Annotated in this window: 26 protein-coding genes; 16 read left to right on the top strand and 10 right to left on the bottom strand. The window is 62.8% G+C overall.

What is annotated here, in order from left to right; translation table 11 throughout:
• Positions 1 to 63 precede the first annotated feature (63 nt).
• Genes AC0L23_RS31140 through AC0L23_RS31150 form a run of 3 tightly spaced genes read left to right on the top strand, consistent with a single transcriptional unit; the run spans position 64 to position 1,807 of the window.
• A complete protein-coding gene (locus tag AC0L23_RS31140; RefSeq protein WP_473357727.1) occupies positions 64 to 663 on the top strand; it encodes a hypothetical protein in 600 nt (199 codons plus the stop codon).
• The gene (locus AC0L23_RS31145) at positions 660 to 1,076 is read left to right on the top strand and encodes a phage holin family protein (protein WP_085361068.1); all 417 of its coding nucleotides are present in this window, start codon (positions 660 to 662) and stop codon (positions 1,074 to 1,076) included. Before AC0L23_RS31140 ends, AC0L23_RS31145 begins: the two co-directional genes overlap by 4 nt.
• Entirely contained in the window at positions 1,073 to 1,807 is a 735-nt protein-coding gene (locus AC0L23_RS31150; RefSeq protein ID WP_368507381.1) for a hypothetical protein, read from the top strand. The genes AC0L23_RS31145 and AC0L23_RS31150 overlap by 4 nt, the downstream gene beginning before the upstream one ends.
• 401 nt (positions 1,808 to 2,208) lie before the next feature.
• Here the strand turns inward: AC0L23_RS31150 and AC0L23_RS31155 are convergent, their stop codons facing one another.
• Positions 2,209 to 4,947 carry an EAL domain-containing protein gene (locus AC0L23_RS31155; protein ID WP_473357728.1) on the bottom strand — a complete coding sequence of 913 codons (2,739 nt, stop codon included), beginning with the start codon at positions 4,945 to 4,947 and terminating at the stop codon, positions 2,209 to 2,211.
• A gap of 60 nt (positions 4,948 to 5,007) precedes the next feature.
• Entirely contained in the window at positions 5,008 to 6,354 is a 1,347-nt protein-coding gene (locus AC0L23_RS31160; RefSeq protein WP_473357729.1) for a FecR domain-containing protein, read from the bottom strand.
• A gap of 130 nt (positions 6,355 to 6,484) precedes the next feature.
• On the opposite strand from AC0L23_RS31160, the gene AC0L23_RS31165 reads away from it, so the two are divergent.
• From AC0L23_RS31165 to AC0L23_RS31175, 3 genes are all read left to right on the top strand, one after another.
• Positions 6,485 to 8,281, top strand: a complete 1,797-nt coding sequence (locus AC0L23_RS31165) for a ShlB/FhaC/HecB family hemolysin secretion/activation protein (RefSeq protein ID WP_473357730.1) — start codon at positions 6,485 to 6,487, stop codon at positions 8,279 to 8,281.
• A gap of 159 nt (positions 8,282 to 8,440) precedes the next feature.
• Complete coding sequence (locus tag AC0L23_RS31170; RefSeq protein WP_247372826.1) at positions 8,441 to 9,271, top strand: alpha/beta fold hydrolase; 831 nt, start codon at positions 8,441 to 8,443, stop codon at positions 9,269 to 9,271.
• A gap of 292 nt (positions 9,272 to 9,563) precedes the next feature.
• Positions 9,564 to 9,881 (top strand): c-type cytochrome, encoded by a 318-nt coding sequence (locus tag AC0L23_RS31175; RefSeq protein WP_085350637.1) that lies wholly within the window; start codon positions 9,564 to 9,566, stop codon positions 9,879 to 9,881.
• A 188-nt stretch (positions 9,882 to 10,069) separates the two neighbouring features.
• Here AC0L23_RS31175 and AC0L23_RS31180 read toward each other — a convergent pair whose 3' ends face one another.
• Both AC0L23_RS31180 and AC0L23_RS31185 read right to left on the bottom strand, forming a co-directional pair.
• Positions 10,070 to 10,411 carry a phasin gene (locus AC0L23_RS31180; RefSeq protein WP_007601491.1) on the bottom strand — a complete coding sequence of 114 codons (342 nt, stop codon included), beginning with the start codon at positions 10,409 to 10,411 and terminating at the stop codon, positions 10,070 to 10,072.
• Between the two features lie 131 nt (positions 10,412 to 10,542).
• Positions 10,543 to 10,728, bottom strand: a complete 186-nt coding sequence (locus tag AC0L23_RS31185) for a hypothetical protein (RefSeq protein ID WP_007612798.1) — start codon at positions 10,726 to 10,728, stop codon at positions 10,543 to 10,545.
• Between the two features lie 744 nt (positions 10,729 to 11,472).
• On the opposite strand from AC0L23_RS31185, the gene AC0L23_RS31190 reads away from it, so the two are divergent.
• On the top strand, positions 11,473 to 11,829 hold the full coding sequence (locus tag AC0L23_RS31190) for a hypothetical protein (RefSeq protein WP_473357743.1): 357 nt from the start codon (positions 11,473 to 11,475) through the stop codon (positions 11,827 to 11,829).
• 43 nt (positions 11,830 to 11,872) lie between these two features.
• On the opposite strand, the gene AC0L23_RS31195 is transcribed toward AC0L23_RS31190, so the two are convergent.
• Positions 11,873 to 12,448, bottom strand: a complete 576-nt coding sequence (locus tag AC0L23_RS31195) for a hypothetical protein (protein ID WP_446480119.1) — start codon at positions 12,446 to 12,448, stop codon at positions 11,873 to 11,875.
• Between the two features lie 46 nt (positions 12,449 to 12,494).
• Entirely contained in the window at positions 12,495 to 13,022 is a 528-nt protein-coding gene (locus AC0L23_RS31200; RefSeq protein WP_473357731.1) for a GcrA family cell cycle regulator, read from the bottom strand.
• A gap of 165 nt (positions 13,023 to 13,187) precedes the next feature.
• On the opposite strand from AC0L23_RS31200, the gene AC0L23_RS31205 reads away from it, so the two are divergent.
• Positions 13,188 to 13,796 carry a S24 family peptidase gene (locus AC0L23_RS31205; RefSeq protein ID WP_007612810.1) on the top strand — a complete coding sequence of 203 codons (609 nt, stop codon included), beginning with the start codon at positions 13,188 to 13,190 and terminating at the stop codon, positions 13,794 to 13,796.
• A gap of 96 nt (positions 13,797 to 13,892) precedes the next feature.
• Complete coding sequence (locus AC0L23_RS31210) at positions 13,893 to 14,168, top strand: hypothetical protein (protein WP_085395314.1); 276 nt, start codon at positions 13,893 to 13,895, stop codon at positions 14,166 to 14,168.
• 143 nt (positions 14,169 to 14,311) lie between these two features.
• On the opposite strand, the gene AC0L23_RS31215 is transcribed toward AC0L23_RS31210, so the two are convergent.
• Positions 14,312 to 15,286 carry a quinone oxidoreductase family protein gene (locus tag AC0L23_RS31215; RefSeq protein WP_204511912.1) on the bottom strand — a complete coding sequence of 325 codons (975 nt, stop codon included), beginning with the start codon at positions 15,284 to 15,286 and terminating at the stop codon, positions 14,312 to 14,314.
• A gap of 223 nt (positions 15,287 to 15,509) precedes the next feature.
• On the opposite strand from AC0L23_RS31215, the gene AC0L23_RS31220 reads away from it, so the two are divergent.
• The 3 genes from AC0L23_RS31220 (at position 15,510) to AC0L23_RS31230 (ending at position 18,188) form a co-directional block, all read left to right on the top strand.
• Positions 15,510 to 15,710, top strand: coding sequence for a hypothetical protein (locus AC0L23_RS31220; protein WP_085350632.1), 201 nt, complete (start codon positions 15,510 to 15,512; stop codon positions 15,708 to 15,710).
• A 148-nt stretch (positions 15,711 to 15,858) separates the two neighbouring features.
• Entirely contained in the window at positions 15,859 to 16,806 is a 948-nt protein-coding gene (locus tag AC0L23_RS31225) for an AAA family ATPase (protein ID WP_007601482.1), read from the top strand.
• A 5-nt stretch (positions 16,807 to 16,811) separates the two neighbouring features.
• Positions 16,812 to 18,188 (top strand): vWA domain-containing protein, encoded by a 1,377-nt coding sequence (locus AC0L23_RS31230; protein ID WP_473357732.1) that lies wholly within the window; start codon positions 16,812 to 16,814, stop codon positions 18,186 to 18,188.
• 19 nt (positions 18,189 to 18,207) lie between these two features.
• On the opposite strand, the gene AC0L23_RS31235 is transcribed toward AC0L23_RS31230, so the two are convergent.
• The gene (locus AC0L23_RS31235; RefSeq protein WP_473357733.1) at positions 18,208 to 18,390 is read right to left on the bottom strand and encodes a hypothetical protein; all 183 of its coding nucleotides are present in this window, start codon (positions 18,388 to 18,390) and stop codon (positions 18,208 to 18,210) included.
• Between the two features lie 351 nt (positions 18,391 to 18,741).
• On the opposite strand from AC0L23_RS31235, the gene AC0L23_RS31240 reads away from it, so the two are divergent.
• Entirely contained in the window at positions 18,742 to 18,963 is a 222-nt protein-coding gene (locus AC0L23_RS31240) for a hypothetical protein (RefSeq protein WP_018456680.1), read from the top strand.
• 213 nt (positions 18,964 to 19,176) lie between these two features.
• A complete protein-coding gene (locus AC0L23_RS31245) occupies positions 19,177 to 20,496 on the top strand; it encodes a dicarboxylate/amino acid:cation symporter (protein ID WP_018456682.1) in 1,320 nt (439 codons plus the stop codon).
• A gap of 10 nt (positions 20,497 to 20,506) precedes the next feature.
• Here the strand turns inward: AC0L23_RS31245 and AC0L23_RS31250 are convergent, their stop codons facing one another.
• Together AC0L23_RS31250 and AC0L23_RS31255 are read right to left on the bottom strand one after the other, a co-directional pair.
• Positions 20,507 to 21,880, bottom strand: a complete 1,374-nt coding sequence (locus AC0L23_RS31250) for a hypothetical protein (protein ID WP_473357734.1) — start codon at positions 21,878 to 21,880, stop codon at positions 20,507 to 20,509.
• A gap of 72 nt (positions 21,881 to 21,952) precedes the next feature.
• Positions 21,953 to 23,236, bottom strand: a complete 1,284-nt coding sequence (locus AC0L23_RS31255; RefSeq protein ID WP_204511914.1) for an allantoate amidohydrolase — start codon at positions 23,234 to 23,236, stop codon at positions 21,953 to 21,955.
• 404 nt (positions 23,237 to 23,640) lie between these two features.
• Between AC0L23_RS31255 and AC0L23_RS31260 the strand changes: the two genes are divergently transcribed.
• Complete coding sequence (locus tag AC0L23_RS31260; RefSeq protein WP_247478464.1) at positions 23,641 to 24,753, top strand: BMP family ABC transporter substrate-binding protein; 1,113 nt, start codon at positions 23,641 to 23,643, stop codon at positions 24,751 to 24,753.
• A complete protein-coding gene (locus AC0L23_RS31265; protein WP_247375636.1) occupies positions 24,750 to 25,862 on the top strand; it encodes an ABC transporter permease in 1,113 nt (370 codons plus the stop codon). The genes AC0L23_RS31260 and AC0L23_RS31265 overlap by 4 nt, the downstream gene beginning before the upstream one ends.
• Position 25,863: the final 1 nt, after the last annotated feature.

Below are 25,863 nucleotides of genomic sequence, written 5' to 3' on the forward strand. Positions count from 1 at the left end.
AGCAGAGGCACGAATTCAAATGAAGATCGGAACGCGGGTTCTCCGAAAAACCTGAAGGACCAAATGGCGGAGGCTGGAGCGACTGTGAAGCAGCGGGCCGACGAGGCCTTCCGGGCAACCGCTGACATCGCCCAGGACAAGTTCAAGGAAGCCGGGGATGCGGCCAAGGACCTTGCTTCGGGGACCATGGACCAGATTCGCGGCCAGGCACGCGAGCAGCAGCGGACTGGAGCCGAGTTCATTGAGCGACTTGCCGGTAATGTTCGGGAAGCGGCTCGCGCCTTCGAGAGCGATGTGCCTTTTGCCGCCCGCGGCATCAACTCCGCCGCGGACTATGTTGAAGATACCGCCGAGAAGATCCGCAACGGCAGCTTCCGCGATCTCCTCGATGGCGCAACCGATTTCGCGAAGCGTCAGCCAGCCGCTTTCCTCGGCGTCTCGGTGCTCGCCGGTTTCGCCGCCGTCCGCTTCTTGAAGGCCTCCGGCGGTGACTCGCCTTCATCGCGGCCTGGAACGAACAGTGGAACGTCCTCGACGCAGGGCGACGAATGGCGCGGAACCACGTCTTCCGCCAAGGCCGGTCACGCATCAATGCAGGGCTCATCGGCGCCCGGCAACAATCCGCAGCGAACAACGTCCTTCAAAGGCGGCAGCGTGTCATGACCATTCAGCATGATATCGAGACAAGCCAGAACGATCTTCGGACCATCTCCACGCTGGTAGCCGAAGCGATGGGCCAGTTCGCCAAGCTGTTCCAGAACGAGATCGACTTGGCCAAGGCTGAACTCAGCGACAGAGCGCAGAAGATAACGGGAGCAGCAGGCCTCCTTGCGGGTGGCGCTCTCCTGGTGATCCCTGCCCTTGTGATGGCGCTGTTGGCGCTGTCCGCGGCGTTGATCTCCGCGGGATGGTCTCAACCGCTTTCCTACCTGACATCCGCGATTGTCGCTGGCGCCATCGCGGGCGTGCTGTTTGCGGTCGGCATCAACCGGCTGGACGCCCGTAATCTTGCGCCGCGGGAGACCATCCGGCAGCTGGAAAAGGACAAGGACACTGTGAAGGGAATGGTCCGATGAGCAGCACGCAAACTGGCTTTTTCGATAGTCTGGTCGCAGCGGCCAAGGAAAATCCCCTCGCCGCCGTCCTTATTGGAGGCGGCGCGCTGTGGCTTATGGCTGGTGACGACAGGATCAAGGGCGCGGCTCGGTCCACGGCGGCTGCCGCGTCCGGTGTGGTCGATAGCGGAGTGAGCACGATGCGGACGACGGCATCGGCGCTCCAGCGCACTGCGGCGCCTCCCACGGCGCCCGAAATGGATCACGTAGGGTCACTCGATGGCGACGATACGTTGCGGTCAGCCAAGGGCGCCGCATCCAGCGTTCTGTCAGACACCGCCGACAAGATGAGGGCCCAGTTTGAGAGCGGCGTAGAGATGGTGCGGGACGGCTTCGCCAAAGTAGGCGACCAGGTTCCGGGCGGCGAAGCCGTCTCAAAAGCAAAGTCGTCGTTGTCTGATATGCTCGAAAAGCAACCGCTGGTGCTTGGCGTCGTCGGCTTGGCCATCGGCGCTGCAGTCGCAGGGGCATTTAGAGCAACCGACATCGAGAATGAGTATGTCGGAGAGACCAGCGATGCTGTGAAGGCCGACCTGAACAGCCGTGTTGGTGCCGTCTCGCAGGCGTTGCGCGAAAACTCCGACACGCTGTTGGCAGAGGTTTCCGATACCGGCGGCGAGGCTCTGGATCGGATCAGGCAGACCGGGATCGATGCAGTCGAAGCAGCCCGTGAAAAGGCCAAGTCGTCCTGATGTGCTGTGGCCACGAAGAGTCGTCGCGACGTCCGCGGCGACTCTTCCGAATTATTCCGCGTAAATCAGTGCATCATCCAGGTGCCCAGCTCGCGCTCCCCGATTCGTGATCAGCGCGCCTCGTAGCAGTAGATCCGCTTCGGGGATGCTGTGCGCGCTGTCGGTAAGGACAGCTCTTGGTCATCGCGACGACCGCTTGTGGTCACAATGCCAAGATCTCAACGTCAGCAACTCTGGTCCGTCATGCCCTGATAAGCGGACCTCTTGGGAGGGGCCGACACTTCGCCGATAGGCCAGATACGGAAGATCGATCAGCTTTCCGGTTTTCCCGTCCCGACACAGCGGCCGTCCTGCGACGGGTGAGCGGTGTTACGGGAACCTTCATCGCAAAGCTCAAGTGTTCAGGCGGCACTGACGGCGGCGCACTCGACTGCGAGGAATTGCCGCTCGAATGCTTCCGCCGGCATCGGACGGCCGAAGAAATAACCCTGGCCCTCCTCGCATCCCATGCTCACCAGGAAGTCGGCCGTCGCGCGATTCTCGATGCCTTCGGCCACGACTGTCAGTCCGAGCTGTTTGCTGAGGCCGATGGTCGACCCGACGATCGCGGCATCGTCGGAATCCGCGAGCAGACCGAACACGAAGGACCGGTCGATCTTGAGCCCGTCGAGCGGAAACTTCTTCAAATAGCTCAGGCTTGCATAGCCGGTGCCGAAATCGTCGAACAGGACGCGGACGCCGAGCTGCTGGATGCGTTTGAACATGTCGAGCACGCGCGCTTCATCATGAAGCAGGATGTCCTCGGTGACCTCGAGCTCGAGCAGCGACGGCGTGAGCCCCGTCGCTTCGAGCATCCCCGCAACCGAATGCGCCAGATCGCCGGAGTGCAACTGCGAGGGCGACAAATTGATCGCGACGCGCACTCTGTCGCCGGACAATTCCCAGGCGCGTGCCTGCCGGCAGGCGGTCTCCATCACCCAGTTTCCGATCCGCTCGGACAGGGCCGAGCTATTGACCACTGGCATGAATTCTCCTGGCGAAACGTAGCCGCGCACGGGATGCCGCCAGCGGATCAGCGCTTCGGCCCCGACCAGGCTGGCGTCGATCAGGCGAACCTGGGGCTGATAGAACAGCTCGAACTCGCCGCGATCGGCGGCAAGTGCCAATTCGCTTTCCAGCGTCAGCCGGTTCTCCAGCTCCTCCCGGATCGCGCTCTCGAAGATCACATGGCTGCCCCGCCGGGTCAGCTTTGCCTTGCTCAGAGCGAGATGGGCATTGCTCAGGAGATCGTCGGCGTTGTGCCCGCCTTCCGGATGGATGGCGACGCCGATGCTGATTCTGACGCGATGCTGCCGCGTGCCGGTCGCAAGCGGCGCTTCGAAGGCGCGCGCGATGCGCTCGGCGAACTCTGCGATTGGCGGGTCGCCATCGGCGCCTTTGCGCACAATGGCGAATTCGTCTCCGCTAAGCCGGGCAACGACAGCGCCGCGCGCCTCGGCTCTCAGGCGACCAGCGACCGCCTGCAGCACGAGATCTCCGGCCGAATGACCCAGCATGTCATTGATGCTCTGGAAGCCGTCGAGCCCGATCACGAGCAGCGCGACCTCGCAAGGGCGCTGCCCCGCATCCGCGATCATGCCGACCAGCCCTGCATGCAGCGTGTTGCGGTTGGCAAGACCGGTCAGCGCGTCGTACTCGGCGAGATATCTGACGCGTTCGGCCTCACGCTTGCGGACCGAGATATCGCGAAGGATGGCTCCGTACTGGAAGCCGTCCGTTCCCTGCCAGCCCGAGAAGCTCGCCTCGACCGGGAAAGTTTCACCGTTCTTGCGCCGCCCTTCGAACTCGACGACGACCGCCCCGCCAGGGACCAGGAGGGCCTGGCGCGCGGCGTCGCGCATGGACGGCCTCGCGTCACCGTCCACCGACACGGCGCACAGCGTTTCGAACGGGCGGCCGATGATCTCGGCGGGCATATAGCCGAAGATCGCACTGGCGCCGGGATTCCACACGGTGATCAGCTGACCTTCGTCGGTGCAAACGAGGCCATCGCCCAGCGACATCGCGATACGATGAAAGCGGCTTTCGGCGATGCGCCCCAAGAGACCGCGGAAATCGATTTCGTCGAGTGCGATCGCCGTCAGATAAGCCACAATCGCGATGTGGAACAACGATGTGTCGATGATGAAGGGCCATCTTGCTTGCACCAGGACCGCCAGCAGCTCGAAAACCGCCCCGGCCGAGATCAGGATTGCGGCGCGAATTCCCGGTCCGAAGCGGCGCCACGAATACACCATCAGCAGGCAGATCCCAGCGAGACCCAGGATCATCCCGGTATCGGAGGTCCAGCGCAGCATCCGGTTCTGGAGGATCGATTCCGCTGCCAGCGCCTGGAGGATGGGTCCGGAGATGATGCGGCCATTCGGAACGCTGAAGCGGTCGCCGAGTTCGAGCGCCGTCGCTCCAATGATGATCTTCTTGTCTCTCAGCTTGTCCAGAGCGGCGGTTTCGCCGCGGAGCACGTCGACATAGGAGACACTCGGAACCGAGTTCGCCCGAATGCTGAAATCGATCAGGAAAGGCGGCCGCCGATTGGCGTTCTGCCCGGCCAGCACGACGGCCATCGATGGCATCACGGCATCGCCGAGCTTCTCGCCGAACGGATAGCGGCGAACGAGCCCGTCGGATTCGATCGCGACATTGACCAGCGCCGGCCACGACTGGTTGCCGAACGGCTTGAGGGGGCGATTGATGTGAGCTGCGCCGCCATTCGGCGCGGGCTGCTTGAAGGACGGCAGGATGGTCGAGCCGCCGGCCTTACGCAACGCGTTGACGAAAGCCTCGTCGGAGGCGGGATCGGATGGCGAGCTGAAATCGACGTCGAAAGCGACGTCCTGCGCCCCCGCGGCCTCTAACCTGTGCAACAATTCCGCGTGCAGCCGGCGCGGCCAGGGCCACACCCCGATCTGGTCGATCGAGGGCGCGTCGATGGCCACCACGACGACGTTGCCGCTCGCGGCACGCGATTGCCATGCGAACCGCAAGTCGGTCAGCGCGTTGCGAAGCGCACCATGCCACCCCGTGGACAGCACGATCGCCAGCGCGGTCACGACTAGAATATGCGGACGATAGCGCGTCACTCCGATCCTCCCGCGCACCTGCTTCTGCAGGTACGCCCCCTCATCCCCTACGAAATCGCCTCAGTGCTTGTTGTGGCCAAAGGCATTGCCGTGGCCATTGCTGCCGTTGCCGCCGCCATTGCCGTTGCCGTTACCGTTGTTGCCCCTGCCGTTGCCGGTGGCGCCGTTGTTGCCGTTACCATTACCGTTGCCGGAATTCCCATTGCCGGAATTGCCGTTACCGGAGTTGCCCTTGCCGGAATTGCCGTTTCCGGAATTGACGTTTCCGGGATTGCCGTTTCCGGGATTGCCGTTGCCAGAGTTGGTCTTGCCACCGGAATTTCCGCTGCCGCCGCCAGAGCCGTCGCTGGACGCACCGGCCGTGGTCGCGGCTATTGTCGTGCTGGCGGCCGAGGAGCTGGTGCTGCCAGCCGTCACGCCGCTGCTCGTGGTGACCGCAGTCTGGCCGGTGCTGTTGGATGCCGTCGTGCTCGCTTTCGAGTCGCTCCAGACCGTCTCGGTGCCGGCGTGCGCGTTGCGCACTTGTCCGGGGGCACCGCCGCCGTGGGCGAGCCCGTGCGTGACCTTGTGGACGTTGAGCTTGACCTCGCCCAGCGAACTCGAGATGCGCACGACGCCGGGCTTTGCAGCACCGCCCTTGGACGCGTGAGCTCCGGCCGCCGGTTGCGATGGCTTGAGCGCGCCGGCCGCCTTGGCGCCCTTGTCGATCGGACCGAGCGCATGGATCGCATGGCCGCTCGCGGCGTTGCGCGGGGCCGACAGACCCGATTTCGGCACCGGGACGCGCTCGATGCTCGGGACGCGCGGCTTGCCGTGCTCGATCGGATTGAACGTTCCGGAGCCGCTCAGAGAGAGGCCGGGCTTGCCATGCTCGAAGACGGTGGCGGCCTGCCCCGGCAGGACCTGGGCGATCTGCCCGGTCTTGAAGTCGGAGACCTCGACCTGGCCGCGAAGCACGCCCACCTTGGTGCTGCCCGCATTCACGGTGACGCTGAACTGGGTACCCTTGACCACGGCGGCAAGATAGGGCGTCTCGACCTCGAAATGCTTGACGTTGCGTTTCTCGACCTCGAGCAGGATCGAACCTGCCTGCTGGATGATGGTGGTCGAGAGACCCTGCTTGGTCTCGGTCGGCAAGCCGACCACCGAGTTGGGAGAGATCAGGATCGTTTCCTCGCCGCGGACGAGCAGGACGCGGCCATTACGTCCGGTGCGAATGGTGTCGCCGGGCTTGAGCGCCTCCTGCTGACTCAAGGACACTTGCTGAGCGCCGCTGGTGGCGACCCAGACCTCGCCGGTGGCCTTGCCAACCGACCAGACGCCATCATCCGCAGCGGATGCGGCGGAAGCCGTTCCCAGCATCAGCGCAGCCGCCAAGGCGCACCGCATTCCAATCTTGTTCAGCATGACGATCCTCAGTCCGCGTTACAGCCGGCCTTGAGGGGTATCCGAAATCACTCAACATAGGATTAGCGGGAAGCGGCCAGCGGAGCGGTCGCGTTAACGGTTCATTGACCATAAAAAACTATGGAAAATCATGTGGCTAACGAACCCTTATAGCAGCAGGGGCACATCTCCGTCGAACTACGGGGACAGGCCCGTCGCGCGCGTTGCGAAGCGGCATCTTGTTACCGCAGCGGTGCTGTTGGCGCCGTTCTTCGCCGGAGCTCCTCAGGCTTTCGCGCAGCAGGCGAACCAGCCGGGTTTCGATCCGCGCCAACCTCAGAAATATTTTGAAAACCAAACCGAGCGGGAATCGCTGAGCCGTCCGCCGGTCAGGCTCCCGACAGTCGACCAGCCCAACACCGGCGGCGATACCAAGCCTCAGTTCATGCTGCGCGGCATCAACGTCAGCGGGGCCCGGGCCGTTTCCCCCGATCGTATCGCCGCGGTCTATCAGCCTTATGTCGGCAAGAAGGTTTCGCAGGCGGATCTCGCCGCGATCGCCGGCGCTATCAGCGATCTCTACCGCGCCGATGGTTTTCACTTGAGCCGGGCGATCGTGCCGCCGCAGGACATTGCCGACGGCCTGCTCCGGATCCAGGTGATCGAAGGCGCCATCGTGCAGGCCGAGCTGAAAGGCGATGGCGCCGAGCAGTTCGGCGTGAGACCGATGCTTGGGCCGGTTCTGGCCGAGCAACCGTCGCGCCTGGCAACGCTGGAGCGCCAGCTCTTTCTCGTCAACGGCAGACCTGGCGTCCGGATCACCGATACCGCACTGGAGGAGATCGGCGGTGCGACCGGCCGCTTCCGCCTCATCGTCTATTTGAAGACGTGGCACGTCTTCTCCTCATTCGGTCTGGACAATCTCGGCTCATCATCAGTCGGTCCGTGGCAGACCTACGCGACCGGCGCGTTCAACTCCTATCTCACACCCGGCGACACGCTGGCGGTCAACCTGTCGACCATCGCCAACGACCCCCGCCAGCTTGGCTTCGCGCGGCTATCCTACGACGCACCTGTCGGCGTCGACGGCGTGCGTCTCGGCGGGTCCGTGCTGTACAGCGCGGTTCGGCCGGGCGATGCCCGCCGCCTCGACAGCGACATCACCACGACCGAGGCCTTCGAGCTGCGTGCCAGCATCGTCCCATTGCAGTCGCAATCCTCCTCGCTGACCCTGACCGCGGCGACGACCTTCAGCAACGTGTCCGAGCATGACCTTTACGGCCCCTGGTACAACGACCACATCAGGACCGCGAGCCTGACCGCAGACTATCGGCTCCAGGATCATTTCGGCGGCACCAATTTCGCGACGCTGACCTACCGCCAGGGCCTCGACATCTTCGGTGCCTCGCATTTCGACGACGACCTGTTGTCGCGCGACGGCGCGTCATCGAACTTCTCCGTGCTGAACCTCTGGTTCACGCGCTACCAGACGCTCAACGACGTCTGGTCGCTCAAGCTCTCCGCTGCGAGCCAGACGGCGTCACGGCCGCTGTTCACCTCGCAGCAATTCTATCTCGGCGGCGCTGCCTTCGGGCGCGGCTATGGCGCAGCTGAGATCAGCGGTGACAACGGTCTTGCCGGCTCGCTCGAACTGCGCTTCGACCAGAAGCTCAATTTCCGCTACTGGACCGGCTATCAGCTCTACGCCTTCGGTGACGCCGGCGCAGTCTGGAACCACGGTTACCGCCTGAGCGAGGGCCTGTCGCTGACCTCGGCCGGAGCTGGCGTGCGGTTCTTCCTGCCGGACGATTTCCAGGCCGATCTCGGCGTGGCCGTCCCCCTGAGCTACCGGGCGCCCGACAACGAGCGCCGCAGCCCGCGCTTCCTGTTTACGCTGTCAAGCGCGTTGCGGCTCTGCTCCGAACGCGGCAAGGGCGGTTGTCTGTAAACGCCCCTGTCCTTCGCGCTGTAGCCCCCGACATGCAGCCCTTTTTTTGACCCCAGGCGCACAGCCTTGCCTAAATTTAATCCCGTAACTTGCTCACGATCGCTCGATCCGGGAGTTCCCAATGGCCATGTTCAGTCAAAAGTGATTTGAGACGGAACCATGAAAAGGGTGTTTGCAGTTCTGGCGTTTCTCTGCGTCCTCGGGGTCGGCCAGTATTTCGTCGTCAGCCGGTTCGCGATCCGCCATGAGGTGTTGACCCTGTTCGACGCCGTCCGCCAGCGGCCGATTGCGGTCGAAATCGCTGTACGGCGCGACTACGAGACCAAGGCCAATCTTGGCCTCTGGAAGCTCCCGCTCGCCATCATCAGCAATGGCAATACCGTCAAGGCCACTGAATATTCCTTCCTGGCCAACGTGCTCGCCGCACGCGGTTATCTCGTCGCCAGCATCCAGCAGGATCTGCCGAGCGATCCGCCGCTGATGACCAAGGCCGGTCAGCAATATGTCGGCCGGCGCGAGGTCTATATCCGCTGCGAGGCCAACATCCTCTTCACCCTGGGCGAGTTGAAGCGGCGGCAGGAGAATGCCGACTACGACCACATCACGCTCGTCGGCCATTCCAACGGTGGCGACGTTTCGATGTATGTCGCCCATCAGCACCCGGAGCTGGTGTCGAAAGTGATCACGCTCGACAATCTGCGAGTGCCATTCGTGCTTAGCGACAACATGAAGATCCTGTCGTTCCGCTCGAAGGATCCGCATTTTGTAACCGATCCCGGCGTGCTGCCGACGCCGGAAGAGGCCAAGGCGCGCGGCATCGACATCATCCATACTGGCGCACAGCATACCGAGATGAGCGATCGCGGTCCCGATGCGGTCAAGGAGAAGATCCAGGCGACACTCGACCGCTTCCTGCGCGACAGCGCCAGCAGCGCGCTCGCCCCGGCCGATACACGAAGCCCGATGATCATGAACCCCGGCGACTATTAGTCCGGCCCCTTTGCGGCAGATCAAGGCTGCCGCAAGCCTACCCCGATAGAAAGAGCCTCGCCATCTCGGAGAGGCACGTGTCGCACTCCATCGAAAGCCTTGATACGAAAAGACTCGATACGACAAGCTTTGGCCTGCCCGCGGCAAGGACGCCGAGATTCGCCCGGCATCTCTATCGCTCGGCTCGCAAGCTGCTGCGGTCGATCATCGCCCGCATCGACCTCTCGCAGTTTCCGGGTTCGTGTTGCGGATGAGGACGGCGTCGCTAGCCAACAACACACAGGGTTGCCCTATGCACCGGCATTTGAGACGAATTTGCCTGCTGGTTGCCGTGGCCTTGAGCGTCGGCACGTCGTCCGCTCTCGCCGCCGACGCAGATCACGGCGCCGACCTTGCGAGGCGCTGGTGCGCCAGCTGCCATGTCGTGGCGAACGGCCAGACTCAGGCGAGCGCCGACGTCCCCTCTTTCGTGTCCGTTGCGCGCAGGCCTGACTTCAGTTCGGAAAGACTCGCCTTTTTCCTGCTAGACCCGCACCCGAAGATGCCGAATTTCCCCTTGAGCCGGATCGAAGCCGCCGATATCGCGGCCTACATCGCATCGCTGCGTTAGCAGAGCGACCGATTGGTCAAGACACCTGCGACAGATGCAAATCCCTGCCTGAGAACCGACAGGGATCAGCGGAAAGGGTGATGGGCGGCGAATGAGGTCCATTCGACGGCCCATCATGGACCAATACCAGTGCGGATATTCACGCCGTGCAAGTCCAATCTGTGGACGCGCCGTGAATACACCGAGAATTAGGACTTGCCCTTCCCCGGTTGCATCAGACTGCCGGTCATCTGGCGCATGTGGTCTCCGGCACTGGTGAACTGGCTGCGCAGGAAATCCGATTGGATTCGCATCGCCTCCTGAAGGTCGGTCGCATGGACGAGCTTGCGGGCATGCTCGAACGCCGACTTCATGTTCTGCTCGGTGAAAGCGAGCGCCTGCTTCGACACGTCCGCCCCCGCGCCCGGAACGGTCGTCATCGATTTGGTGGCGGCTTCGAAAAACATGCCGAATGCCTTTTCCGCCTGGTCAATCGTCTTCTCGGCCAGGTCGCGCAGTTCGGCCGGAACTTCGAGCTTCGGTTCGATCATGGTCGCACTCCTCCCGTTTTCAGAACTGAATACCACACTTGCCGGATCGCCTGCCAGCGTCCAGCCCCGGGGAAGACGTCGCCCGGCGGCCTGCTGTGGCAGGAAAACATAAGGCCGGCGCGCAAGCCGGCTCAGGACAGGGGGTGTTCGGGGAGGGTTTCTTCGGTGGCGAGGTCTTCGACGAGCTTGATGACCTCGAAACGCTGCCGGGGCGCGAGCTTCAGAAAGGCGCGGAGCAGGCGCAGGCTTTCGACGGTGCCGCTTGCAGGCGCGCCGAGCTTGAGGTGCAGCTCAGCTGCGAAATTGAGGTTCTTCATCTCGCACCTATGACAAGCATCGGACTTCGTGATCCAACATCGAGGTCCCAACTAAGAACCCAACGCCACAACTGGATGCCATAACCGGATGCTATGGCGACGGCGCGCCTTCGGCCGGGGGGAAGCCCGGTGTGTTCGCACGCCGAGCTACATGTGCAGCGCGCACACCTGAACAGGTTGCAACTATGTCAAGAAACAACCCCTCCGGCAAGCCTAACGGTTGGCGCAGCGATGCTTCGTCTGCATCGCACCACGGCAATTCCGGATAACAGGAATATGGCCGGCCGTCACCCACCTGCGTCAAGAAGCGGCATCGATCAGGCATACAGCCTCGATTGCCGTCAATCGACGCTGCGTTTCGTGTTGTTTCGGATGTGAATGGACGTTGGTGGACGCGAACCAGTGCTTCTTCAGCGTATACACGTAATTGTTGAATCTGGCGTCGGCGGTTGTATCGTCGACGAAATAGGCGTCGATCTCGCGCTATGGATCGGCAGCCACAGCGCGGCCTTCTGACCAAGAGACAAACTATGACGTTTGGATTTCATCCAAACCCGTCCCCTCGAGCTCTTGGACTTGGACCCGCCTCTTCGCATCAGGATTCATCGGGCCGCATTTGTTTTCGGCCGTGAACCGTTTTCGAGGAGCAAACGACAAAGCGGTGGCGAAACAGTCACGCAAATCACGGGCGCCGTGGCCGATGCATCGATCGATTCGGGCGCCCCAGCACCAAAGGACGACGGCATGCTTTCTCGCTGCGATCTCATCAAGGGCGCCGCAGTCGCGCTTCTCACCTTCTCGACACAAAGCGCGTGGGCGCAGGAGACCAGGATGAACCTGTTCAAGATCGTCACCATCAAGGATGAAATCGTCGTCGGATTGTCGACGGAGGAGCTTCAGGCCCTCGGCGGCAATGATGCGAGCGCCGTTGCACATGCTCTGGCACAGAAGGGCGATCTCACCGTCTGGCAATACAACGTGCATCGCGGTCCGAACGGCGAATTGCAGCAAACGCCGACCGCCAGAATCGGGCTTTTGGCCAACGCCTCGCTGCGGGTCGAGCCCTATGCCACGACCTACCAGATCCTACCGCATCCCTAAGCAGCGGACCGGCGCGCCCGCGACCGTGGTCGCGGGCGCGTTGTCATCTTCGTTGCCCTGCACGCAGTCTCCCCGTTTCCGTCGCAAAGCCATAGATCAGTGCCAGCCGGTCCAGGCATTCACGGAAACGTCGGGCAAAATAGTCGATCCAGCGCTGCGTACGGAGGGCGCGACGCTGGCCGATCTCGTCCATGGTCAGGCCCAGCACCAACACGTCGTGCACTAGCGCAGCGCCGTCTGTGCCGAGTTCGCGCTCGATCCGGTTCAGCCGCAGCACCGCCTGGCGTTGGCTCTCGGTGACCGGCTCGCGCGTACGCGCGCCATCGACATATTCGCGAGTCGGGTCCATTGCCTGAGGGCCTCGCTCGGCCCTCTCCCAATCGTCCTGGAAGGCGCGCCCGCCCCGATACTGCGCCTCGTCGATCTGATGGTGCGCATGCAGCCGGCCGAGCGGATCACTGCGGATCGACCGCACGGCCATGATCTTCTCGCCGGGATCGAGCGCGAGCGGATTGTCCACCTCGACTTCCGCCACCTCCGCATTGAACGGTATCTCACGTGAGCGTCGGTCGTAGACATTCGCCAATTTAAAGGACCTGTTGCGTCGGACACGTGCCACTCGGATACTCCTTGCGAAATTGACGATTGAACGGGCGGTCGTCAGGTCAGGCGGCAGAGACCAGCCTCAGCACGACGGGGCCGGAGACGCGGGCGGATCCAGCTCCGGCGCGGCGCGTCAGGCGCGCATGCGGCGTGCAATAGCTCGAGCCCGGCTCACTTGGATGGCCGCAGAAGGTAATCTCCTCACCGTCCTTGTCGCCGCCATAGGGATAGCGACAGTCCTCGGCAGCGAGTTCGACCAACGGGACCAGGCGCGGCTGGACGCCGACGCAGCGCAATTTGACCTGCGCGGCAGGCTTCATCGCAGATTTCGGCGGCAGGTTCAGTAACGCGGGACGGTGCGGGAGGATAAGACAGGCTCCAGACGGCAGCACCGGCACGATTGACGGGCTCGTCGTCCGCACCTGCACGATCAGCCCGAGCCGCTTAGCGCGGCCGACCACCGCGTTGCGCGTGTAAGCCGTTCCAAACCTTGCGTTAATCTGTCTTCCGATCTTCGCATAAGACATTCCCTTGAGAAAATAGTCGCGAAGCGCGTCGGAGTGCTCCGACGGCCAATGAGCCGGTTCCATGCTGCTGTCCTGTGATGCGCCTCCTCCGATCGCACGACCGCGAGGCGGAGCCTACATTCCGGTATTCCGAAGTCGAAGTCAAGCGATAATTCTGATATTCATAATTGCATCAATTCCGAATTTCGGATTACAAGAGACGGACGATGGACAATCGAGGGAATCACCATGTTGGACGCTGCAATGATCGAACGGGGCCTGGAAAAGACGGGCAAGAGCAAGGGCGGCCTGGCGGCTGCCATGGGCGTACGCCCCGGCGCTGTCTCGGAGATCCTCGGCGGCGAACGCCTGGTGAAGGCTTCGGAAATCATTCCGATCATGGAATATCTCGAGCTCAATCTCGCGCCGATCATGGGCCGCGTCGGGGCCGGTGCCGTGATCGAGCCGGATTATGAGCAGGTTCCCCCCGAAGGCCTTGGCGACATCGCGCTGCCCTTTCCGATCATGGAGGAGACCATCGCATTCGAGATCGTGGGCGATTCGATGCTGCCCAAATACGAGAGCGGCGACGTAATCGTAGTCTACAAGGACCAGCGCCATCCCCTGTCGAGCTTCTACGGCGAGGAGGCCGTGGTCCGGCTCAAGACCGGCGAGCGCTATCTGAAGACCATCGAACGAGGCAAATCCCCCTCCGTCGTCAATCTCAGCAGCTTCAATGCCAAGCAGATCGTCGGCGTGAAACTAGAGTGGGTCGGCGAGATCTGCCTGTCCATGCCCAAGGGGCAGCTGGAGCGGCTGCGCGCCAAGTCGGCGCGCCCGCGCAAGAGGAGCAAGTAGGCTGCAATTTCCGTTTTTACGAAATTCACCTTGACTTGATTCCGTTTTTCGGAAATACTCTGCCGTTCCCGACCATGGGCACGGCAGGATCGTTTCATGCAGTATTTCGTCGTGATGATCGACTATGGGCGCCGCGGCCGCGAGGCAGTGGTCGACCCTGAAATCACCAGGCGCGAGGTCATTTCCCGCGTTGCCTCAGGGGAATATCGGAATATCTCGTTCATCCAGGAAATCGTGGAGAATTCGGTCGAAGACGTGACCGAGGCGATCCTCGCTGAGGCTGCCCTGCCCCGGATCCCGCCCGAAGAGGTCGACCTCCAGGCTCTCCGCCTCGATCACGCCCGCGATCTGCGTAAGCACGAACGGACATAACGCAGGCCCAGGGCCGACCTTTTCCGGTCCGATCGACTCGGAACGGGCTCTGGATTTCTTATTTTGACGCGTTTTCTCTACGCGAACCGGAATCCAGTTCGCTCGAAACGCTCTGCCAGCCTGCGCCACAGCCCGGTCGGAGATCACACCGTGAGGACGGTCGATCCCGTGGTCTTGCGCGCGGCGAGATCGGCATGCGCCTTGGCGGCGTCCTTCAGTGGATAGGTCTGGCGCACCTCGATCTTGACCGCGCCGGACTTGACGACATCGAACAGCTCGCCCGCCATCGCGACCAGGCTTTCACGCTTGGCGGCGTAGGTGAACAGCGTCGGCCGGGTGACGTAGAGCGAGCCCTTCTGCGCCAGCAGACCGAGATTGAGCGGCTCGACGGCGCCGGAGGACGCACCGAACAGCGCGGCGACGCCGAGCGGCGCGAGGCAATCGAGCGACTTCAAGAACGTATCCTTGCCGACCGAGTCATAGACCACCGGCACCTTCTTGCCGCCGGTGATCTCGTCCACGCGCTTCACGAAATCCTCGCGGCTATAGATGATGACATGGTCGCAGCCATGCTCCTTGGCGAGCTTGGCCTTCTCGTCGTTGCTGACGGTGCCGATCACGGTTGCGCCGAGATGCTTGGCCCACTGGGAGAGAATCAGGCCGACGCCGCCGGCGGCCGCATGCAGCAGGATGGTGTCGCCGGCCTTCACCCGATAGGTCTGCCGGATCAGATATTGCGTTGTGAGCCCCTTCAGCATCATCGCCGCCGCGGTCTTGTCGTCGACACCGTCCGGCAGCTTCAGCAGTCGGTCGGCCGGGATCAGCCGCGCCTCGGAATAGGCCCCGAGCGGCGAGGCGCCGTAGGCGACGCGATCGCCGGGCTTCAGATCGGTGACGCCAGGCCCGACCTCCTCGACGACGCCAGCAGCCTCGCTACCAAGCCCACTCGGCAGTTGCACCGGGTAAAGGCCCGAACGATTGTAGATGTCGACGAAGTTGAGACCGACGGCGGTATGGCGGATTCGTGCCTCGCCTGGTCCTGGCTTGCCGACACTGACTTCTTCCCAGACCAGCACTTCCGGACCACCAGTCTTATGAAAGCGAATGGCATGCGTCATGGGCGTTGCTCCCTTATCGTTGAGGTCAAAATCCGAACATCGGATCGAGCTTTGAAATAGGTATTTGGTCCACCCGTCACAGTACAGAGACGTAACAAGAATGTCACAGCGAACGACAAACCTCCGCCGTTCCGCCTCTGTTCGAAAGAGTTGATGTCGGTCTTTCGCCGGCCGGCAGTAGCCTTCGCGCGGGTTTGGAGGTCGTCTGCGAAGGAGAGCCGAGATGCCAGCTTATGTACAGCATCATCAGGATATCGAGATCGCGCCTGTGATTTGCCCTGCTTGCATGGGGTTCCTTCCAATGTATGTACGCGAGGTCGAACCGCATTGGAGTCTTGCCACGATCGACTTCGTCTATGAATGCGCCGATTGCGGCGCCGAGGTCAGACAGACGATCCGCAAGCCGGAGTTGCTGCGGCACTGATCCCGCGGCCGGTTGGCCGCCCGACTATTTGCGTTGAGCGGAAAAAACGCCCATTCGCGCGGGTCTGGCCTCTCCCAAACGAGGCTTGTTCTTTGCCGTGAACGCAGGCAGAACAAGCCTCAATCAAGACCTTTGGGAGCGCCTTTTCGTGGCTGAACAGAAGCCCTCGACAGCGATCGAGGCAGTGGAGAGCGGTCTCGCCGCTCAAGGCTACATCGCGAGCCGGCAGATCGCGACCGCCGTCTATTTGTCGCAACAGATCGAGAAGCCGATCCTGGTCGAAGGACCCGCGGGCGTCGGCAAGACCGAGCTTGCCAAGGCGATCGCGGCCTGGCGCGGCCTGAAGATGATCCGCCTTCAGTGCTACGAAGGCCTCGACGAGGCCAAGGCGCTCTATGAATGGAAATACGCCAAGCAGCTTCTCTACACGCAGATCCTCAAGGACAAGCTCGGAGAAGTCCTTGGCGGCGCGCAGACTTTGCACGCTGCACTTAATCAACTCCACGATTTCGGTGACGTGTTCTTCTCCAAGGAGTTCGTCGAGCCGCGGCCGCTGCTGCAAGCGCTGGAGCAGCCGGGCGGCTGCGTGCTCCTGATCGACGAAATCGACAAGTCGGATGCGGAATTCGAATCGCTGCTGCTGGAAATTCTCTCCGATTTCCAGGTCACGATCCCCGAACTCGGCACCGTCTCCGCGATCACGCCGCCAACGGTGATCCTCACCTCCAACAGCGAGCGCGATCTCGGCGACGCCCTGAAGCGGCGCTGCCTGCATCTGCACATCGGCTTCCCCGAGCAGCGGCTCGAGGAGCGCATCGTCGAGAGCCGCGTCCCCAACATTTCGCAGACGCTGCGGCGGCAGATGGTCGGCTTCATCCACGAAATCCGCTCGCTCGACCTGAAGAAGCTGCCTTCGGTCAGCGAGACCATCGACTGGGCACGCGTGCTGGTGCTCTTGCAGGCCTCGGAGCTCGACACCGAGATCGTCAAGGACACGCTCAACGTGCTCCTGAAATACGAGGCCGACATCGAGGCGGCTCAGCCTCAGATTACGACCTTCATTGCCAAGGCAGCACGTTCCAACGTCTTCGGTTGACCCCGATGCGCGAGAATATCCATCGTTTCTTCCGTGCCGCACGGGGCGCCGGGGTCCATGTCTCGCCGGCCGAAAGCATCGATGCGATGCGTGCGGTCGCGCAGGTCGGCGTCTCCGACCGGACCATCCTGCGCGATGCGCTCCTTCTGACGCTCGCCAAGTCGCAGGACGAAAAGCTCGCGCTCGGAGACTGTTTCGATCTGTTCTTCAGCCAGCCGGAGCCGCGACAGGAACAGCCTGAAGCCGACAGCAACTATGTTTCGGAGGACGCGGATCAATCTCCGTCGTCGGGCGCGGCCAGCGATGCGAGCGCCGGTTCGCCTCCCGCAGAATTGGGGCCCCTCGCGCAGATGCTGCTGTTGCAGGATCGCAACGCGATCACCGCCGCGATCGCCAGCGCCTCAGGTGCGGCCTCCCTATCCGACATCCGCTACTCCACCCAGCGCGGCATCTTCTCCAGCCGCATCCTTGACGCCATGGGGCTCCAGCGGCTGCGCGACGATCTCGACGAGCTGACCGCGACCAATCCGGCACTGGCCGAGCGGCTTCGCGCCGCGCTCGATGCCTTGCGCGAAGCCGTCCGCGACACCGTCGCGCAGGGGCTTGCGCTCTATGCCCGCGAGGAAGCTGAAAACCTCCGCAACGAGATTCTTCGCAACGCGCCGCTTGCCCGCATCGAGCGCCGCCATCTCGCGGAGATGCGCGCTCTCATCCGCCAGATCGCACGTCGCCTGCGCGAGCGCTATTCGAAACCACGCAAGCGCCAACGGCGCGGTCATCTCGACGTCCGCCGCACGCTGCGCCGCAATGCCGCCTGGGGCGGCATCCCCTTTCTCACGGCCTGGAAGCGCAAGCATCGCGATCGGCCGAAGATCGTGGCGCTCTGCGACGTCTCGGGCTCGGTGGCGCAGGTCTCGGATTTCTTCCTGCTCCTGATCCACTCGCTGCACGAGGTGGTCGACGACGTCCATTCCTTTGCCTTCTCCTCGCATCTGATCGAAGTCAGCGACATCCTGGAATCGAAATCGCCGGAAGAAGCGATGGCCGAGATCATGTCCAAGGTCGGCTTCGGCTCCTCCGACTACGGCTCGTCGCTGGTCGATTTCGAGAAGGAGTTTATGAGCACGCTGACGCCGCAGACCACGGTGATCGTGCTGGGCGATGCCCGCAGCAACAATCTCGATCCGCGCGCCGACATCCTGCGCCGCATCTCTGAGCGCTCGAAGCGACTGGTGTGGCTCAATCCCGAAGGACGTCTCGCCTGGGGCTTTGGCGATTCCGAGATGCCGCGCTATGCGACCTTCTGCAGCGTGGTGCGCCAGTGCGCCACCGCGCAGCAGCTCGAGCGCGCGGTGTCCGATATTGTGGCGACTTATCAGTAGGCCTTACCCACAGCCGACGTCAGTTTCGCCCCAGCTCCGTCTGAGCCACATTGCACTCCCGGAAATGATAGGCGATCTCGTCAAGCGCGCGCTGCTCCCATTCCTGAGCTTGCGCAAGCCAGAAAAGCCGGCGCTGCAAATCAAGCGCGGCACGCTCCCGGCACAGGGATTCCTGGATGCGAATTTCGACCAGCCTGTTCATGCACTCCACTCCTGCCGTGTGAAGCCATTCCCCGCGAATCAGCGTAACAGAATCCCGAACCCTTCGTTCTCATGATTTCTGTGCATGTTGCGACGCAGAATGGGACAGCAGCGCTTCCCGTGCAGTGCGGTAGTTCGCGGACCAACATCAAGCCTACATCATCAATATGTGATCGAGGCTCGGACGGTCCTCGTGACCGAGCGGTCTTGACTCTTGTGGCGCAATGGCGTGCAGCAATTTGTGAAGAGAAGTTCTAAACGCCTCACCGAATTCCCGACTCATTGTCGTCGCACGGTCTTCATGCAGCGCCTCTAACAGAGGCGCACGAACGGCACTACGGCTTGAGGCAACATGAGCAACGACATCGACTTCGATCTTTCGCCAGACCAATGGGAGGTTCTGAAGGCGCTTCGCGACCCGGTGTCGAACGGTCGCCTTTCCAAGGCCTATCTCATCGAGAGCCTCGTCAAGTTCGGTCTTGTCGTCGTCTGCGACGGCGTGCCGGTCATGACGCCGAATGGACGCAAGGTGCTGGTACGCGGATCGTGTCGGCTGCTGGATCTCGCGGCGTGACGCGGCCACCCGCGCGCAGAACGTGACTGTGGACCGCAAAATCGTCTGTCCACGTGACCGACGGCACCTGGAACGGTTTCCCGGCGCCGATGCGGATGCCGGTCGCACCGCAAAAAGACCGAATAGACCTCCTCCTCAGCGAAAACCGCGACAATCTGGCACGCTAGTTGCTCCTTTCGACGATCGAGACGTCGTCAAAACGGGGGAGTCACCATGTCGACCATTGCCGCGGCCCCGGCCGCCGAGCCAAAGCCGCTCTACACGTCGCTGTTCGTCCAGGTCCTGGCCGCGCTGATCCTCGGCATCATTCTCGGGGTGGCCGCGCCGGATTTTGCCATCTCGCTCAAGATTCTGAGCGACGCCTTCCTGAAGCTGATTTCGATGATCGTGGCGCCGATCGTGTTCTGCGTCGTCGTGCACGGCATTGCTGGCGCGGGCGACCTCAAGAAGGTCGGACGGGTCGGCGTCAAAGCGCTGGTCTATTTCGAGGTGATGACCACAGTCGCGCTCGTGGTAGGTCTCATCCTGGCCTACACTTTCGGCCCCGGTCATGGCATGAACATCGACCCCTCGACGCTGGACGCCAAGGCGCTCAATACCTATGCCGACAACGCCCACAAGCTTCAGGGCGGCGGCATCGGCTCCTTCCTCCTCAACGTGATCCCGAGCACCTCGTTCGACGCGTTGTCGCGCAACGACGTGCTCCAGGTGCTGTTTTTCGCCGTGCTGTTCGGCGTAGGCCTCGCACTGGTCGGCGGCGAGAAGGGCAAGCTCGTGACGTCGATGATCGATGCCGCCTCGACCGTGCTGTTCCGCGTCATGGGGCTTATCGTCCGCGTTGCTCCACTTGGCGTGCTCGGCGCAGTCGCCTACACCGTCGGCAAATACGGCGTCGGCTCGCTCAAGCAGCTCGTCTCACTGGTGGCGCTGTTCTACGTCTCGGTCGGCATCTTCGTGCTGGGCGTGCTCGGCGGCGTCATGGCGCTTGCCGGTATCAACATCCTCAAATTCCTCGCCTACCTGCGCGAGGAGTTGACGATCGTGCTCGCGACCGCCTCGTCCGACGCCGTGCTGCCGCAGATCATGAAGAAGCTGGAGCGGATGGGCGTGAAGGATTCCGTCGTCGGCCTCGTGATTCCGACCGGATATTCCTTCAACCTCGACGCGTTCTCGATCTACCTGACGCTTGCGGTCGTCTTCATCGCGCAGGCGACCAACACGCCGCTGTCCTTCGGCGACCTCCTACTGGTGCTCGGCGTCTCCCTGATCACCTCCAAGGGCGCGCATGGCGTGCCGGGCTCCGCGATCGTGATTCTGGCGGCGACGCTGAACGCGGTGCCCAGCATCCCTGCGATCGGCCTCGTGCTGGTCTTGTCGGTCGACTGGTTCATCGGCATGGCTCGCGCGGTCGGCAACCTCACCGGAAATTGCGTTGCGACCGTGGTGGTGGCCGCCTGGGAAGGCGACCTCGACCGCGCCAAGGCGGCCAAGGTCCTCGACGGTGGCGAGCTTGTGGACGTGACGGCGGGGTAACGACCGCCGTTCAGTCATTCCACTGGAGGAGCGGCGTTCCATGCGCCCTCCTCCAGACGGAGAGGAAACGCGGAAACCAGGAGTGGGCCACGGCACCCTTGCAGGCCCAGGTGCGATACTTCAGGCCCCGCTCCGAGATCAGTTCCTGATAGCCGCCGTGGACTTCGGTTGCGGTGCGAATGTCCTTCAGAATTCCCTGGGCAGAGGAACGGTAGGTATCGCTGCACGAGAATTCATCATAGTCCAGCATGCGATCCGCGAATTCGACGTTGAACGTCGGCCAGGAGGAACGTCCCTGATAGGCGGGAGCCGCGATCTTGTGGATCATCTTGTTCCGCGGATTATCCGCGGACACCAGGAAGTGGAATGTGCCGGGGATGCGAAAGCGCGGCTCCGCAATGATCAGATCCGCCGTGGCTGCGAACAGCGCGCGCTCGGCCGGCTCGTTCATATCCCAGAAGCCGCGATGCACACTGACGAAATCCAGCGCGACCGAGGACACCGGCGAGCCTCGGGGGCGATCCAGGGAATGCCTGATATAGCCACCCTTGCCGAACAGGCGGAGCAGGTCCCTCTTGTACTGCGCCAGGTCGCGTCCGAGCCGCCGCTTCAGCTCGTTCTCGTCGATGATCCCGAGCCGCACGCCCCACACGAAGGTCGTGTAGACGCAGGCATTGGTGACGAAACGCCTGCGCTCGGCGCGCGTGTCGGTTGCCGCAGAGCGCGGAGCACTGGCATCGCACAGCAAATACGTAGAGCCATCATCATTGAACGGCTCGAGCTCGCTTGCGAGCTGGAGGATCGCGCGCTTCAGATCACCGCAATATTCGGCCAGCAGCAGGCGACCGGCATGCACGCATTGCGACATCGCCAGATAGGATGACGCTCTCTCCTCGGCAGAGATCATCTGCCGCAGGCCGGCCAGAATGCCGAGCAGCGTATCCGAAGGGCGCGAGAAATAGTTCACGCCGAGATACCGGGCGCGCCCAGCCGGGACGATGGTCGTCGTGACGACGTTGGCGCGAACCGCTTCCAGCAGCAGGCGGACGCTCTTTTCGAGCAGACGAGCCCGGCGAACCGCATCCAGCGAATCCATGATGGTGTCGGGGTCGAGGATGTCGGGATAGAACCAGGCAAAGTCGCGCGGATAGTACGCAGAAGCGTGCGGCGCGCCCGTAACGAGAAAGGACTCAGATACCGCAAAAGCACTGTCCATCGAGTGCCGGTAAAGGTCCTCGATAGCCGTGAACGGATGATGCGACTTCCTCAGGAATCGATCACCGAGAAAGTTCACCGCCTGAAGCGCGTTGGCAACGAAGGTCGCCGCCATACCCTGGTAAAATCGGTTTTCGCCATGGGATGGAAAAGAGATGCCGCTGTTCATACGCGCCGTCGAATGTTGTCTCGTGGTCCGGCGGGACGCCGTTACGACGCTAGACCTGTCTGATTCTTATCTCTAGCCGGTGACGTGAGGAGCCGATTTACCCTTGCCGCGGCCGAAATTCTCGATCAGCCCCAGCAACACTCGCGCGCCGGCGTCGGCATCGGCGAGCTCGACATGCTCGTCGGGGTGATGGCTGATTCCGCCGCGGCAGCGAACGAAGATCATGCCGACGTCGGCAATGTCGATCATGGCCATGCCGTCATGCCCCGCCCCGCTCGGCAGCTCGAACACGGAAAAACCTTCCGCTTTGATCGCCTGCGCGATCTGCTCCTTGAGCCAGGGCGCGCAGGGCGCGGTGCGGTTCTCGTGGGTGACGTCGAGCTGAAGTGTCAATTGGCGGCGCTTTGCGATGGCTTCGATCTGCCTCACGACATCGGCGACCGCGCGCTTGCGGTGCATGTCGGTCGGCGCCCGCATATCGATGGTGAACGACACCTCGCCCGGGATGACGTTGGTCGCGCCGGGCCTCGCCTGGATGTAGCCGACGGTGCCGACCAGCCCACCCTCGTCGGTGCGGCAAAACTGCTCGATCGCACCGATGCATTCGGCCGCGCCCGCCAACGCATCGCGCCGGAGCGCCATCGGCACCGTGCCTGCGTGCCCCGCCATGCCGGTCAGCCGCGCGGCAAGCCGTGTCGCGCCCGCGATCGCAGTGACAACTCCGACGGGGAGGTTTTGCGTTTCCAGCACCGGCCCCTGCTCGATGTGCAGCTCGAGATAGGCAAGCAGCTCGCGCCGGGCCCGCGCGGCCGCGCCGATATGATCGGGGTCGAGCCCGAACTGCACCAACGCATCGCGCATCGCGACGCCATCGCTGTCGCGTGTGTTGAGGACGCTTTCGTCAAAAGTGCCGGCCACGGCGCGGCTGCCGAGCAGGGTCGAGGCAAAGCGCACCCCTTCCTCATCCGCAAAACCGACGATTTCGATCGCGAACGGCAGGCGCTTGCCGCGGCGGTTGAGATCGGCGACGCAGGCGATCGCCGTGATCACGCCCAACGGCCCGTCCCATTTGCCGGCATCGCGCACGGTGTCGTAGTGCGAGCCGAGCATCAGGCAGGGCGCGCCCGGCCGCTCCCCTTCGTAGCGCCCGCAGACATTGCCGATCGCGTCGAGACGCGCGCTCATGCCGGCGTCGCGCATCCAGCTCAGGATGAGGTCCGCGGCCTTGCGCAACTCGCCGGTCAGATAGATGCGGGTGAGCTTGTCGCCTTCTTCCGAGATCGCCGCGAGCTCGTTGATTCTTCGCACGATCTCTTCGCCGAGCGAACCATTATGAACGGCGGTACCAGCAGCCATCTCGGCGGGCTTTCCATCTCTTGGGACCGCGGCGACGGCGGTCCTGGCGGCAATCGATTCAAGTTCGGTGCCAGCGAAATCACGCTGTCGACATCGTTCCGATCAGCGCGTGGTTAGCATGAATGCGGTTGCCGGCAGACCACCCGACCCTCGTCATGCACATGTCCAAGCCGGTTAAGACTGCTTAACTCCATTGCATACAATTATAAAATACTGCCTATATTTTCATCTGCTGCTTTCCTGATCAAGCTCGGATCACCGAAAATAGCAAATTGCTCTCAATAACTTAAGTGGAAATCCTCCCTCGGTAGCCTCTGGCACGAAGCTTGCGACAATCTATCCCGGGCTCCGCCAGACCGGCGCAGCGCGAGATGAGGCGGTGCATCCGCCAAGGGGAGCAAGCAATGGAATTTGGCAGGGTCTCACGACGTCATTTGTTGCAGGGCGGCGCGGCCGTCACCCTCGGTGCGGCGACGGGCATTCGTCCGGCCTTCGCGGCCGAGACCACCATCGGATTCATCTACGTCGGCTCGCGGGACGACTATGGCTACAACCAGGCGCATGCGCAGGGCGCGGCGGCGCTGAAGAAGATTCCCGGCCTCAAAGTCGTGGAAGAAGAGAAGGTGCCGGAGACCGACGCGGTCGAGAAGACGATCGAGTCCATGATCAATCTCGACGGCGCCACCCTGCTCTTCCCGACCTCGTTCGGCTACTACAATCCTCACATGGTCAAGATGGCCAACAAATTCCCGAAGCTGCACTTCGAGCACTGCGGCGGCCTGTGGAGCGACAAGGACCCGAAAAACGCCGGCAGCTATTTCGGCTACATCGATGAAGCCCAATACATCTCGGGCATCGTCGCCGGCTATAGCTCCAAGAGCGGCAAGCTCGGCTTCGTCGCCGCGAAACCGATCCCGCAGGTGCTGCGCAACATCAACGCCTTCGCGCTCGGCGCGAGGCTTGCCAATCCCAAGGCCACCACGCAAGTGATCTTCACTGGTGACTGGTCGATGCCGGTCAAGGAAGCCGAGGCCACCAACAGCCTGATCGATCAGGGCGTCGACGTACTGACCTGCCATGTCGACGGTCCGAAGACCATGGTCGAGAACGCCGCGCGTCGGGGCGCCATGGTGTGCGGCTATCACGTCAACCAGTCGCCGCTCGCGCCAAAAGCGTATCTCACGGGCGCCGAGTGGAACTGGGAAGCGCTGTACCCCAAGTTCGTCAAGATGATCGCCGCCGGCGAGAGCATTCCGAACTTCTATCGCGGCGGCCTCAAGGAGGAGATCGTCAAGACCTCGCCCTATGGCGAAGCGGTCTCCGCCGAGGCGCGCAAGCACGCCGACGACGTCAAGGCCAAGTTCTTGTCCGGTGACGGCTACGCCATCTTCAAGGGAGGGCTGGTCGATAACAAGGGCAAGACGGTGATCGCGGCCGGCACCGATCGCGGCCAGAAGGATCCCGAACTCGAGAAGATGGACTATCTCGTGGAGGGCGTGGTCGGGGCGACTTCGTGACGACGGAAGCTGCAGATCTCGCTGAAGCGGTCGGGACCGTTGCCCCGGCCGCCGATCCGGGATTCCTCCAGCGTCACGGCGGAGCGATCGAATATATCCTGATCCCGGGCGCGGCGCTGGCCGGCGCGCTCGGGGTCTTCGGCATCTTCGTCGCAATGTTCGGCAAGAGCCCGCTCGACCTCTATTTCTACATGTACTACGGCGCGTTCGGCACCTGGTTCTCATGGCAGAACACGTTGACGCGCGCGGCGCCGCTGATCCTTACCGCACTCTGCACGGCGCTGCCCGCGCAGCTCGGCATGGTTATCATCGGCGGCGAAGGCGCACTCCTGATCGGCGCGCTGTCGGCAACCAGCGCAGCACTGGTGCTTCAGGGCATGCCGCCACTCATCGTGCAGATCGCCATGGTCGTCGCCGGCGTGATCGGCGGCGGCCTCTGGGTCATGCTTTCGGGCGCGCTACGGCAATATCGCGGCGTCAACGAAACAATCTCGAGCCTGCTGCTCGTCTATATCGCGCTCGCGGTCCTCAACCATCTCGTCGAAGGCGCAATGCGCGACCCCGGCAGCCTGAACAAGCCGTCGACCCGCGAGATCGGCGCGGCCAACATGATCGGATCGATCCCCGGCACGGATGTGCATTGGGGTCTCGTGTTCGGCCTGATCGCCGCGTTCGCCGCCTATATCCTGATCTATCACACTGTGTTTGGCTTCGCCGCGCGTGTTGCCGGCGGCAACATCCGCGCTGCGAAGATCGTCGGTCTCAATGTCAGCAAGCTGATCCTGATCGTCTGCTTCCTCGCCGGCGGCGCCGCGGGCCTTGCAGGCATGGTCGAGGTCGCCGCGGTGCAGGGGCGCACCAACGCGAATCTCGCCGCAGGCTACGGCTTCACAGGGATTCTCGTCGCCTTCCTGGCGCGGCAAAATCCGCTCGCCATTATCCCCGTCGCGATCCTGCTCGGTGGTATCAGCGCCAGCGGCGGGCTGTTGCAGCGCCGCCTCGGACTGCCGGATGCATCCGTGCTGGTGCTGCAAGGCATCATCTTCGTCTTCGTGCTGGCCAGCGATGCGCTCTACGGCCGCATCGGGTTTCTGAAGGGAAAGTCCTGAG

The organism is Bradyrhizobium sp. MI1.4, from assembly GCF_055811315.1.

What these genes read in the sequence shown, in the direction of transcription:
- AC0L23_RS31140 (WP_473357727.1), top strand. Translation starts at nt 64, where the DNA reads ATGGCGGAGGCTGGAGCGACTGTGAAGCAGCGGGCCGACGAGGCCTTC.
- AC0L23_RS31145 (WP_085361068.1), top strand. Translation starts at nt 660, where the DNA reads ATGACCATTCAGCATGATATCGAGACAAGCCAGAACGATCTTCGGACC.
- AC0L23_RS31150 (WP_368507381.1), top strand. Translation starts at nt 1,073, where the DNA reads ATGAGCAGCACGCAAACTGGCTTTTTCGATAGTCTGGTCGCAGCGGCC.
- AC0L23_RS31160 (WP_473357729.1), bottom strand. Translation starts at nt 6,354, where the DNA reads ATGCTGAACAAGATTGGAATGCGGTGCGCCTTGGCGGCTGCGCTGATG.
- AC0L23_RS31165 (WP_473357730.1), top strand. Translation starts at nt 6,485, where the DNA reads ATGTGGCTAACGAACCCTTATAGCAGCAGGGGCACATCTCCGTCGAAC.
- AC0L23_RS31170 (WP_247372826.1), top strand. Translation starts at nt 8,441, where the DNA reads ATGAAAAGGGTGTTTGCAGTTCTGGCGTTTCTCTGCGTCCTCGGGGTC.
- AC0L23_RS31175 (WP_085350637.1), top strand. Translation starts at nt 9,564, where the DNA reads ATGCACCGGCATTTGAGACGAATTTGCCTGCTGGTTGCCGTGGCCTTG.
- AC0L23_RS31180 (WP_007601491.1), bottom strand. Translation starts at nt 10,411, where the DNA reads ATGATCGAACCGAAGCTCGAAGTTCCGGCCGAACTGCGCGACCTGGCC.
- AC0L23_RS31185 (WP_007612798.1), bottom strand. Translation starts at nt 10,728, where the DNA reads ATGAAGAACCTCAATTTCGCAGCTGAGCTGCACCTCAAGCTCGGCGCG.
- AC0L23_RS31190 (WP_473357743.1), top strand. Translation starts at nt 11,473, where the DNA reads ATGCTTTCTCGCTGCGATCTCATCAAGGGCGCCGCAGTCGCGCTTCTC.
- AC0L23_RS31200 (WP_473357731.1), bottom strand. Translation starts at nt 13,022, where the DNA reads ATGGAACCGGCTCATTGGCCGTCGGAGCACTCCGACGCGCTTCGCGAC.
- AC0L23_RS31205 (WP_007612810.1), top strand. Translation starts at nt 13,188, where the DNA reads ATGTTGGACGCTGCAATGATCGAACGGGGCCTGGAAAAGACGGGCAAG.
- AC0L23_RS31210 (WP_085395314.1), top strand. Translation starts at nt 13,893, where the DNA reads ATGCAGTATTTCGTCGTGATGATCGACTATGGGCGCCGCGGCCGCGAG.
- AC0L23_RS31215 (WP_204511912.1), bottom strand. Translation starts at nt 15,286, where the DNA reads ATGACGCATGCCATTCGCTTTCATAAGACTGGTGGTCCGGAAGTGCTG.
- AC0L23_RS31220 (WP_085350632.1), top strand. Translation starts at nt 15,510, where the DNA reads ATGCCAGCTTATGTACAGCATCATCAGGATATCGAGATCGCGCCTGTG.
- AC0L23_RS31230 (WP_473357732.1), top strand. Translation starts at nt 16,812, where the DNA reads ATGCGCGAGAATATCCATCGTTTCTTCCGTGCCGCACGGGGCGCCGGG.
- AC0L23_RS31235 (WP_473357733.1), bottom strand. Translation starts at nt 18,390, where the DNA reads ATGAACAGGCTGGTCGAAATTCGCATCCAGGAATCCCTGTGCCGGGAG.
- AC0L23_RS31240 (WP_018456680.1), top strand. Translation starts at nt 18,742, where the DNA reads ATGAGCAACGACATCGACTTCGATCTTTCGCCAGACCAATGGGAGGTT.
- AC0L23_RS31245 (WP_018456682.1), top strand. Translation starts at nt 19,177, where the DNA reads ATGTCGACCATTGCCGCGGCCCCGGCCGCCGAGCCAAAGCCGCTCTAC.
- AC0L23_RS31250 (WP_473357734.1), bottom strand. Translation starts at nt 21,880, where the DNA reads ATGAACAGCGGCATCTCTTTTCCATCCCATGGCGAAAACCGATTTTAC.
- AC0L23_RS31255 (WP_204511914.1), bottom strand. Translation starts at nt 23,236, where the DNA reads ATGGCTGCTGGTACCGCCGTTCATAATGGTTCGCTCGGCGAAGAGATC.
- AC0L23_RS31260 (WP_247478464.1), top strand. Translation starts at nt 23,641, where the DNA reads ATGGAATTTGGCAGGGTCTCACGACGTCATTTGTTGCAGGGCGGCGCG.